The sequence below is a fragment of the Lichenihabitans sp. Uapishka_5 genome (assembly GCF_033947565.1).
Classification (GTDB): domain Bacteria; phylum Pseudomonadota; class Alphaproteobacteria; order Rhizobiales; family Beijerinckiaceae; genus Lichenihabitans.
The window spans coordinates 38,352-47,720 of sequence record NZ_JARPVX010000025.1; the positions used below are offsets into that span (position 1 = coordinate 38,352).

Genomic DNA, 9,369 nt, shown 5'->3' on the forward strand with positions numbered 1-9,369 from the left:
GCGTGGTCGTCGCCCCCAAACGTCGCGTGCTGCCGGTGCTGGCCTGGGTCGTCTTGTTATTTCTGCTGCTGCCCTGCATCCTGGTGGTGCCGGTGTCCCTGACCGACACCGATTATCTGGCGATGCCCGAGCAGGGGCTGTCGCTGCGTTGGTGGCACACCCTGTTCGCCAGCCCCGAATGGATGGTCGCGCTCGGTCAAAGCCTCGGCATCGGTCTGGCCGCCACCGCGATTGCGGTCAGTGCCGGCACGCTCTGCGCCATCGGGTGCTGGCGGGCGCGCAACCGTTGGAGCGCGCTCGTGCGGGCGCTGATCCTGGTGCCGATGATCGTGCCGACCGTCGTTTATGCGCTGGGGCTATTCCGGGTTTATGCCAAGGTCGGCCTGCTCGACAGTTTCACCGGCGTCATCCTGGCCCATGCGGCCCTTGCCCTGCCCTATCCGGTGCTGACCGTCGGCGCCGCGCTGACCAATTTCGATCCGCGGTTGGAGCAGGCGGCCCGCAACCTGGGCGCTTCCGGGTGGCAGGTGCTGCGCCTCGTGACGCTGCCGAACCTGAAGGCCGGCATCCTGTCGGGTGCCATCTTCGCCTTCGTTGTGTCCTGGGACGAGCTGGTGGTGGTGTTGTTTATCGCCGGACGGCGGGTCCACACCCTGCCCCGGCAGATCTGGTCCGGCATCCGCGAGAACCTCGACCCCACCATCGCCGCGGTGGCCACGCTGCTGATCGCGGTGACGCTGCTGGCCCTGATCCCCGTGCTGCGCGGCAGCCGCACCGCCCCCAAGGAGGCCTGAGTGAGCGAGCGTCAGCCCGAAGCCCTCCTGCTCGACGGGGTCAGCAAGGCCTACGGCAAGACCTGGGTGGTGGACCGCGTGTCGCTGACAATCCCGGGCGGCAGCTTCTTCAGCCTGCTCGGCCCTTCGGGCTCGGGCAAGACCACGCTGTTGATGATGATCGCCGGCTTCGTGACTCCCGATGGTGGAAGCGTCCGGCTTGGCGGCCGCGACCTGACGCCGGTGCCGGCCGAAAAGCGCAATTTCGGCATGGTGTTCCAGGGCTACGCCTTGTTCCCCAACATGACGGTGGGCGAGAACGTCGCCTTCTCGCTACGGGTCCGGGGCCTCGGTCGGGCCGAGCGTGACGCGCGTGCCCGCGCGGCACTCGACACGGTCCACCTCGGCGGCTTCGAAGATCGCTTCCCCAAGCAATTGTCCGGCGGCCAGCAGCAACGCGTCGCGCTCGCCCGCGCGCTGGTGTTCGAGCCCGCCGTGCTGCTGCTCGACGAGCCCTTGAGCGCGCTCGACAAGAAGCTGCGCGAAGGCCTGCAGGCCGAGCTCCGCGAGGTGCAGCGCCGCATCGGCAAGACCTTCGTCTGCGTCACCCACGACCAGGACGAGGCCCTGTCGATGTCGGACCGCATCGCCATCGTGCGGGGCGGCCGCATCGCCCAGGAAGGCGAGCCCGACGACCTGTTCGAAAACCCCGCCAGCCATTTCGTGGCCGACTTCCTGGGCGAAAGCAACTTCCTGGCCGGCGACCTCACGCCGGCGGCGGAACCGGGGCTGCTGCGCTGGCACGCCGGCGCGACCGGCCTGGTGCAGGCGGGTCAACCGTCGCAGGCCGGGCCGGCCCTGATGGCGCTACGGCCCTCGAAGATCGCCATCGCGTCGGGCGAACCCTGCGGCATGCCGAACCGCCTGCCCGGCATCGTGACGGGGTCGAGCTATCGCGGCACCGCCATCCATTGCCGCGTCGATACGCCGGCCGGACCGATGTCGGTCTCGCTGCCGTCCTGGCGCGCTCCCTTCAACCCCGAGCCAGACCAACGCGTGTGGCTGAGCTGGGCGCCCGATGCGGCCGTGATCGTCACGGACGACCGGGCCTGAACGGCAAACCGGGCCGGCGGCCCCGGCAAGCGAGACGGCATCGCGACGCATGGGCGGCCGATGTCGGAACAAGGGGATCGACATGGTGGACACCGAGCATCCGGCAGGCTGGCGCAACAGGCTGGCGATGGAGCGGCGCGACGTGCTGCGGCTCCTCAGTGGCACGCTCTTGGCCGGCAGCCTGCCGGCGGGCCGGGCCTTCGCGGAAGATGGCGAACTGGTGGTACAGAACTGGGGCGGCGCGGCCGAAAAGGCCGTGCTGGCTGGCTTCGCCGAGCCCACCAAGGCCGTGACGGGCCGCACCCTGGTGGTGGACGGCAGCGGCTCGATGGCCGGCAAGGTCAAGGCCATGGTGGAGGCCAAGCACGTCACCGTCGACATCATGGACCTGCCGCTCGGTGACGGCACGCAGCTCGGCCAGGCGGGCCTGCTGGAGGACATCGACTACACGATCGTCGATAAATCCAAGGTGCCGGACGGCTTCACCACCCAATGGGGCATCGCGAGCTACCTCTTCTCCTACATCTTCGCCGTCAACGAAAAGCGCGCCAAGGACAAGATACCGAAGACCTGGGCCGACTTCTGGAACACCAAGGATTTTCCCGGCAAGCGCGGTCTGCCGGGCTATTCGCAGGGCGTGTGGGAGGCGGCGCTGTTGGCCGATGGCGTGCCGCCCGATCAGCTCTACCCGCTCGATCTCGACCGCGCGATCCGCAAGATCAAGGAGATCAAGCCCAACGCCGTGTTCTGGAAGACCGGTGCCCAGAGCGAGGATCTGCTGCGCCAGGGCGAGGTGATGGCGAGCCTGATGTGGAGCAACCGCGCCGCCATCGTGCGTCGCAACCTGAAGACGATCTCCTGGGGTTGGGACGGCGCCATCCTGGTGGCGTCCGCCTGGAGCGCCCCGAAGGGCAACCCGGCAGGTCGCAAGGCCGCGATGGAGTTCATCAATCTGGCGCTCGACCCGAAGGGCCAGGCGACCGTGTTCTCGGTGGTCGGCATGAGCCCAAGCAACCCCGCCGCCAATGCCCTGATCCCGGCCGAGGACCAGCCCTTCAACGCGGCCGCCCATACGGAAAAGCAGGTGAAGCTCAGCGACGCCTGGTACGCCAAACATGCCGACGAGGCGGAAGCCATGTACATCCAGGCCATTTCGTCCTGATCCATCGCGCCTGACGGACGCATCGCGGTTCTGATGCCGTCAGGTTGCAGGAGTCCCCCCTTCCTCGATGAAAGGGGGACTCCGCCCGGCAGTATGCTGTGCCGAACCCGCTACGCTCCCGGATCCGGGGGAAGTCCGACGCCCCTCGCCACAGGCCAGCCCATGCCCGACACCATCCCCGCGGCCGACTTCGCCATCGTGTGCGGCAGCGCCAATTGGGGCCTGCGCATGCCGGAAGACCTCGACGAGCCCGGCGTCACCGTGACGGCGCGCGACCTCACCTTCGACACGCCCTGGGGCGAGACCGGAGATTGGAAGCTCATCGAGATCGACGGCGCGCTGACCCCCGACGGCAAGCCGCGCGCCGTGCTGGTCGTGTGGTCGCACGGTTGGTCGGTCGATCACATCGACCATGGCGCCCAGCGCCGGGTGTTCTCCGTGCTGCAACAGGCTGGCGTCCGCAAGGTGTTGTGCTGCTCGACCGCCGGGGCGCTCAACCGGGCCGTGCTGAAGGGCGACTTCACCATCGTCAACGACATCCTGGAGCTCACCCAGACGCAGTTCTCGCTGCTGCCCGGCCGCGTCGCCTATGATTGCAGTGGCAAGCAGCTGGTGTGCCCCGCCTGCGCGGCCACGCTCGAGGACACCGCGCGCGAGCTTTGGCCGGCCGGTCAGCGAGTTTACGGCCGCTCGGCCGGGCTCGTGGCCGGTCACGCCTGGGGGCCGCGCCTCACCTCGCCGGCCGAAGCCCAGGCCCATCGGATGCTCGGCGCCGACATCACCAATCACAGCTTGGTGCCCGAAGCGACGTTGAGCCGCGAGATCGGCGCCTGCTTCGTCAATTGCAGCTTCATCACCGTGGCCTACGACGATTATTTCGCGCCGGCCGATCGGAAAATTATCGATGACGACATGTTGACGGGGCTGAATCCGATTGCCTCCCGCATTGCCTTGCGGGCGATCGCCCGCATGCGGCTCGACGAGCCGTGCCTTTGCGCCGGTCTGCGAACGCCGCAGCCGGCCAGCCATCGCGACCGCCGCTGATGGGTCGCTATCCTGCGGTGCCGCTGGCACGCGCCTGGAACAGCTGGGGGTCGCGCCCGGCCGAATCTGTGTTTCTGCCGCTCGGCCTGCGGATTACGCCCGTTTTCTATTCCACCAAGCTGAAACGCACCGCCACCATCCTGCCCCGCGAGGACGCCGTGCGGCTCGGTCGCCATGCCATCGACGGCAGCGTGATCGAGCTCGACGTGGAGCATGGCGGCACTCGCGTCGCCTGGGCGGTCCGCAAGGACGATCCCTTCGTGATCCGCGGTCGCTGGCAGGGGCACGAGGCGGGCGAATGGGGCCAACGTTTCTGGATCGCGCTCGCGGTCTCGTGCGACGGCGGCGAGACGGTTGCCTTCGACAACGGCATCGCCACCATCCAGGTGGGCAGGCGCTTCATCGCGGTGGCGAGCGGCGCAGCACCGCTCCAGGTCACCGGCCATGCCGACCTCGCAGCCTTGCGGGCCGATTTCGAGGCACACGGCTATTTCCACACCGCAAGCCGCAGCACCGCCGCCCCGACCCTGGCACTGCGCTTCAACCTGGAAATCACCCGGGGCGGCACCTATGCGGCCGCCGTGGCCGACACCGCCGCGCTGGCAGCCGAACGCGCCCGCGCGGCGCTGGCGACACCCGAACGCGAGCCCGCCTTGCCGACCCATATGGGATTGGCCGCCGGCGCTCTCGATGCCGTGCGTGACGTTCTGGCCTGGAACACGCTTTGGGACGCTGACGACGGCCGGCCCTACACGACGATGAGCCGCATCTGGAACCTCGGCGACGTCGCGGTCTGGTATAACGACCAATGTTATGCGGCGCTGCTCGGCGGCCTGTTCGACCTCGAACTGGCGCGCGAGAACCTTGCCATGGCGCATGCGGGCGCGACGCCCGAAGGCAATGTGGCGGCCCTGGTGGCGACGCCCGACGCCTGGGTGGATCGCAGCCAGCCGCCGCTCGGGTCCTTCGTAACCATGCTGCTGTATGGCCGCACCGGCGAGCGCTCGCTGCTCGACACCCATTACGACACGCTGGCCCGCAACAACCGCTGGTGGCGTGCCACCCGCGACCCGGACGGAAGCGGCCTCGTGTCTCCCGGTACATCGGCAATCGGCGAAGCGCTTTATGCCGGCACGGCCTTCGGGGCCCGCAACGAGACCGGGATGGACAATTCTGCCACCCATGACGAAGCCCACTACGATCCGGCCACGCGCATGCTGTCGACGATCGACCTCGGGCTGAACTGCGTGGTGTGCCTCGATTGCGAGATGCTGGCCGCCATGGCGGCAGCCCTGGGGCGCGGGCAAGACGCGGCCGAGTTCGCGGCCGCCGCGACGCGCATGCGCGACGCGATCTCGGCGCGCCTGTGGGACGAGGCGCGCGGCCTCTTCGCCAACCGGCAACGCGACGGCGGCTTCGTCCGGTCGCTATCGCCGACGAGTTTCTACCCGCTGCTTTGCGGCGCCGCGACGCCCGCGCAGGCGCGCCGGCTCCTGCCGCACCTCGCCGATCCCGCCACCTTCGGCGGGCCCTTCGGATTGCCCAACGCGACCCGCGACGATCCTGCCTTCGCGGACAACACCTATTGGCGGGGTCGCATCTGGCCCAACGTCAATTACCTGGTCTGGCAGGGCCTTCGCCGCGCGGGGTTCCATCTCGAGGCCGGCAGCCTCGCGGCAATGGGCCAGCATCTCTTCATGCGATCTTGGCGCGAGCGCCGGATCGCAGCCGAGAACTACAATGCCACCACCGGGGAGCCGCTCGACAGTTCCGACACCGATCCGTTCTACACCTGGGCGGCCTTGCTGCCCGCGATGGCGGTGGGGGAGATCATCGACGTCGATCCCTGGGACGGCTGGAGTGTGGCCAATACGGGAGAGGCCGTGCGGCTCGGCCCCGTCACCAGCCCGGCCGGCATGATCTGCGTGGATGTGACCGATGGCGTGTTGACGCTGGAACGCGGCGGCGATCAACTGTTGTGGACCGATGTGCAGGGACGCTTCACCCACCTGCGCCTCGAACCGGCGCTCGTGGCGTTCCGGCTGGCCCCGGGCCATACGGGCGGCAGCCTGCGGTTGCCCGGCGTCGCGGGATCCCGCGTCGTGGCGCTGCGGATCGATGGCCAGCACGCCGACTGGACCGAGCGGGACGGTGGCGTGGCGATCGACCTCGACCGGGCCGGCGCGGCCATCACGGTCGCGCTGCATCGCGCCGCCTGAGCGCCGGGGAACCGTGATGGCCAAGCCGCGCCGACCCGAGACAGCGATGGCGGCAGCCGTCGAACCGTCGCACGATAACGAGACCGAACCGCAGCCCTATCGGCTCGACGAACAGATCGGCTTCATCCTGCGGCAGGTGGTGCAGCGGCATGCCGCCATCTTCGCGAGCGGCATGGACCAGGCTCTCACGGCTCCCCAATGGGCTGCCTTGGCAAAGCTCGCCGAATGCGGCCCGCTCAGCCAGAATCAGCTCGGCCGCCTGATCGTCACCGATGCGGCGACCATCAAAGGCGTGGTGGACCGGCTTTCGGCCCGCGTGCTGACCCGCACCAGCCCCGACCCGGACGACCGTCGCCGCTATGTGGTGGAGCTGACGCCGATCGGGCTCGAGACCGTGGCCCGGCTGTCGCCGCATGCCTCCGCCATCACGGCCGAAACGCTGGCGCCGCTCGACGCCGCCGAGCGCACGCGCTTGCTGGCGCTGTTGCGCAAGCTCTGCTGAAGGCGATCAGCCGGCCACCACCTCCGGCACCACGACGGCGGGCGGCGTGTTGCGGCTGCGGCCGGTGCGCACGATGCCGTCGATCATCACCATGCCGATGCCGGGCAGATCGCCCAGCTGCACGGCCTCGAGCAGCGTCTTGCCGGCGCCATGCTGCGGACGGTCGAGGAAGGTGAGGTCGGCCGCGCGCCCCACCTCGATCAGGCCGCAGTCGAGCGCCCGCATGCGGGCCGTATTGCCGGTGCCGAAGCAGAAGGCCTCCTCGGCCGGCACGTCGCCGAGCGACGACAACATCGAGATCATGCGCAGGATGCCGAGCGGCTGCACGCCCGAGCCCGCCGGGCCGTCGGTGCCGAGAATGACGCGCTCGAGCTGCCCCATCTCGCGCGCGGTCCGCAAGGTGTAGAGCGCGGCGCGCTCGTTGCCGTTGTGGACGATCTCGAGGCCGCGCTTGCAGCCCTCGCAGATGCAGCGGATCTCGCGATCCGGCAGCGCCGTGTGGCCGCCGTTGATGTGGCCCACCACGTCCGTATCGGCTTCGAGCACCACGGCGGCATCGATAAGGCCGGAGCCGGGGATCGAAGGGCCGCCGGTGTGGATGGTCGATTGGATTCCGTATTGCCGGGCCCAACCCACCATACGGCGCGCGGTCGGCCCGTCCTTGACGCCGCCGAGCCCCACCTCGCCCAGCAGGGTGACGCCGGCGTCGGCAAGATCCTTGAAATCCTGCTCCACCATCTCGGGCTCGATCACCGGGGCACCGGCATGGATCTTCATGCCGCCGGGCCGGAAGGCCGTGAACATGCGCTGGGCGCTGATCGCCATGGCCTTCAGGCCCACGACATCGCGCGGCCGGCCGGGCGTATGCACCTCGCCGGCCGAGATCATGGTGGTGACGCCGCCATGCAGCGTCGAATCGATCCAGTTCATCTGGCTCTGACGCGGCGTCCAGTCACCCGCCACCGGATGGACGTGACTGTCGATAAGGCCCGGCACCACGGCGCAACCATGCGCATCGATGATGGTGCGGGCGCCCTCGGCGTCGAGGTCCTTCAGCCGGCCGATCGCCGCGATGCGGCCGTCCCGCACCAGAATGGCGTCGGCATCGAGTACCGGCTTGGTGATGTCGCCGCTGAGCAGCAACCCGATGTTGCGGATCAGCACGAGGCCGGAAGCGGCGGGGGCGGCGGCGTCATGGGCCATGGTGTTTATCCTGATGTCGGTTGGGGTCGGGGCGCGGCAGGTGGATCGGGCGGTCTGGCCGTCAGGGCGGCGGCACGGGCGGCGCGGCGCCGACCATCCCGCTCGGCACGAGCGTCGCCCGCACCCGGGCGACGCTTGCCTCAACCCTCGCCCAGGGCGCCGCCTCGGGTGCGAAGCGGGCCCGGATATAGCGCAGCAGCGCCGACACCTGGGCGTCCGAATAGGTCGTGGCAAAGCCCGGCATGGCGCCGAGCGCGCTATGGGCAGGCTCGGTGATGCCTTCGAGGATCACCCGGGTGAGGTTGTCGGGACGGTCGGCATGCACGCCCGTGTTGAGCGCCAGGGCGGGCCGCACGCCGAACAGCGTCGGCCCTGTGGGTTCGTGGCATTGGGCGCAGGCGCCGTTGTAGAGGCGTTGCCCGAGCGCGGACGCGTCGAGCGGCTCGACCGCGGCACGGCTGAGCAGCGCTTCGGCGCGCGCCGTCGCGGCCTCGGATGCGAGGTTCGGCGTGCCGAGCGAGGCGACATAGTCGGCCATGGCGCGCCGGTCGGCATCGGGCAGCGCCGCCAGTTCGGTTACGACGGCCGCCATCGGCCCGGCCGCGACGCCATGGTGAGCGTCATGGCCGGTCGACAGATAGGTGTAGAGCGCTTCGGCGGTCCAGGGCACCGGCGCTGTCGACAAAGCCATCAGGGCGGGGGCGTCCCAGCCGTCCACCGTGCCGCCCGCGAGATGCGCGGCGCCGCCCTTCTCGGCCCCGAGTGCGTTGCGGGGCGAATGGCAGGCGGAACAATGGCCCAGCCCTTCCACCAGATAGCGTCCGCGGTTCCAGGCCTGGCTGCGGGCGGGATCGGGCGTCAGCGTGCCCTGCCGGAGGAACAGCCCGTTCCACAGCCGCATCAGCACGCGGTTGTCGAAGGGCGCCGCGAGCGCCGTCGGCGGCGGCACGTGCGTCACGGCGGGTTCCGCCATCACGAAGGCATAGAGCGCCTGCAGGTCGGCGTCGGTGGCCTTGGTGAAGCTCGTATAGGGGTGGGCGGGGTAAAGGTTGTGGCCGTCGCGGCTCCCCCCCTGCCGCATGGCGCGCTCGAAGGCCGGATACGACCAGGTGCCGATGCCGGTCGCGACGTCCGGCGTGATGTTGGTGGCCACCACCGTGCCGAAGGGCGTGTGCAGGCCGCGACCGCCCGCGAGGCCAAGAGCGTCCGGGCCGACGTGGCAGACCGCGCAATCGCCCACGGCGGCCAGCAGCCGGCCGCGCTCGATCGTGGCGGCCGAGAACACCGAAGGGTCCGGCCGGGCGATCGGCGCGATGGCGCTCCACGTCGTCAGCGCCAGGGCCGCCGTGGGCG

At 69.7% G+C, this 9,369-nt stretch carries 8 protein-coding genes; 6 read left to right on the plus strand and 2 right to left on the minus strand.

The genetic code is table 11. The features are described 5' to 3' along the window. The first annotated feature begins 2 nt into the window (after nucleotides 1-2). From P7D22_RS11320 to P7D22_RS11345, 6 genes are all read left to right on the plus strand, one after another. Nucleotides 3-794 carry an ABC transporter permease gene (locus P7D22_RS11320; protein WP_319934339.1) on the plus strand — a complete coding sequence of 264 codons (792 nt, stop codon included), beginning with the start codon at nucleotides 3-5 and terminating at the stop codon, nucleotides 792-794. Next, a complete protein-coding gene (locus tag P7D22_RS11325; RefSeq protein WP_319934340.1) occupies nucleotides 795-1,886 on the plus strand; it encodes an ABC transporter ATP-binding protein in 1,092 nt (363 codons plus the stop codon). It begins immediately after the preceding gene. Nucleotides 1,887-1,968: 82 nt separating this feature from the next. Beyond that, on the plus strand, nucleotides 1,969-3,048 hold the full coding sequence (locus P7D22_RS11330) for an ABC transporter substrate-binding protein (RefSeq protein ID WP_319934341.1): 1,080 nt from the start codon (nucleotides 1,969-1,971) through the stop codon (nucleotides 3,046-3,048). Nucleotides 3,049-3,210: 162 nt separating this feature from the next. Continuing rightward, a complete protein-coding gene (locus P7D22_RS11335) occupies nucleotides 3,211-4,092 on the plus strand; it encodes a phosphorylase family protein (RefSeq protein ID WP_319934342.1) in 882 nt (293 codons plus the stop codon). After that, nucleotides 4,092-6,311: an MGH1-like glycoside hydrolase domain-containing protein gene (locus tag P7D22_RS11340; RefSeq protein ID WP_319934343.1), complete on the plus strand. Its 2,220-nt coding sequence runs from the start codon at nucleotides 4,092-4,094 to the stop codon at nucleotides 6,309-6,311. Before P7D22_RS11335 ends, P7D22_RS11340 begins: the two co-directional genes overlap by 1 nt. A 46-nt stretch (nucleotides 6,312-6,357) precedes the next feature. Next, nucleotides 6,358-6,813 carry a MarR family winged helix-turn-helix transcriptional regulator gene (locus P7D22_RS11345; RefSeq protein ID WP_319934344.1) on the plus strand — a complete coding sequence of 152 codons (456 nt, stop codon included), beginning with the start codon at nucleotides 6,358-6,360 and terminating at the stop codon, nucleotides 6,811-6,813. Between the two features lie 6 nt (nucleotides 6,814-6,819). Here the strand turns inward: P7D22_RS11345 and P7D22_RS11350 are convergent, their stop codons facing one another. Both P7D22_RS11350 and P7D22_RS11355 read right to left on the minus strand, forming a co-directional pair. Then, nucleotides 6,820-8,016: an amidohydrolase family protein gene (locus P7D22_RS11350; RefSeq protein ID WP_319934345.1), complete on the minus strand. Its 1,197-nt coding sequence runs from the start codon at nucleotides 8,014-8,016 to the stop codon at nucleotides 6,820-6,822. A 61-nt stretch (nucleotides 8,017-8,077) separates the two neighbouring features. Continuing rightward, nucleotides 8,078-9,369, minus strand: a 1,292-nt coding sequence (locus P7D22_RS11355) for a cytochrome c (protein ID WP_319934346.1), incomplete at its 5' end; no start/stop codon positions are given.

Coding starts and splice junctions, on each gene's coding strand:
- P7D22_RS11330 (WP_319934341.1), top strand. CDS start 1,969: ATGGTGGACACCGAGCATCCGGCAGGCTGGCGCAACAGGCTGGCGATG.
- P7D22_RS11335 (WP_319934342.1), top strand. CDS start 3,211: ATGCCCGACACCATCCCCGCGGCCGACTTCGCCATCGTGTGCGGCAGC.
- P7D22_RS11340 (WP_319934343.1), top strand. CDS start 4,092: ATGGGTCGCTATCCTGCGGTGCCGCTGGCACGCGCCTGGAACAGCTGG.
- P7D22_RS11345 (WP_319934344.1), top strand. CDS start 6,358: ATGGCGGCAGCCGTCGAACCGTCGCACGATAACGAGACCGAACCGCAG.
- P7D22_RS11350 (WP_319934345.1), bottom strand. CDS start 8,016: ATGGCCCATGACGCCGCCGCCCCCGCCGCTTCCGGCCTCGTGCTGATC.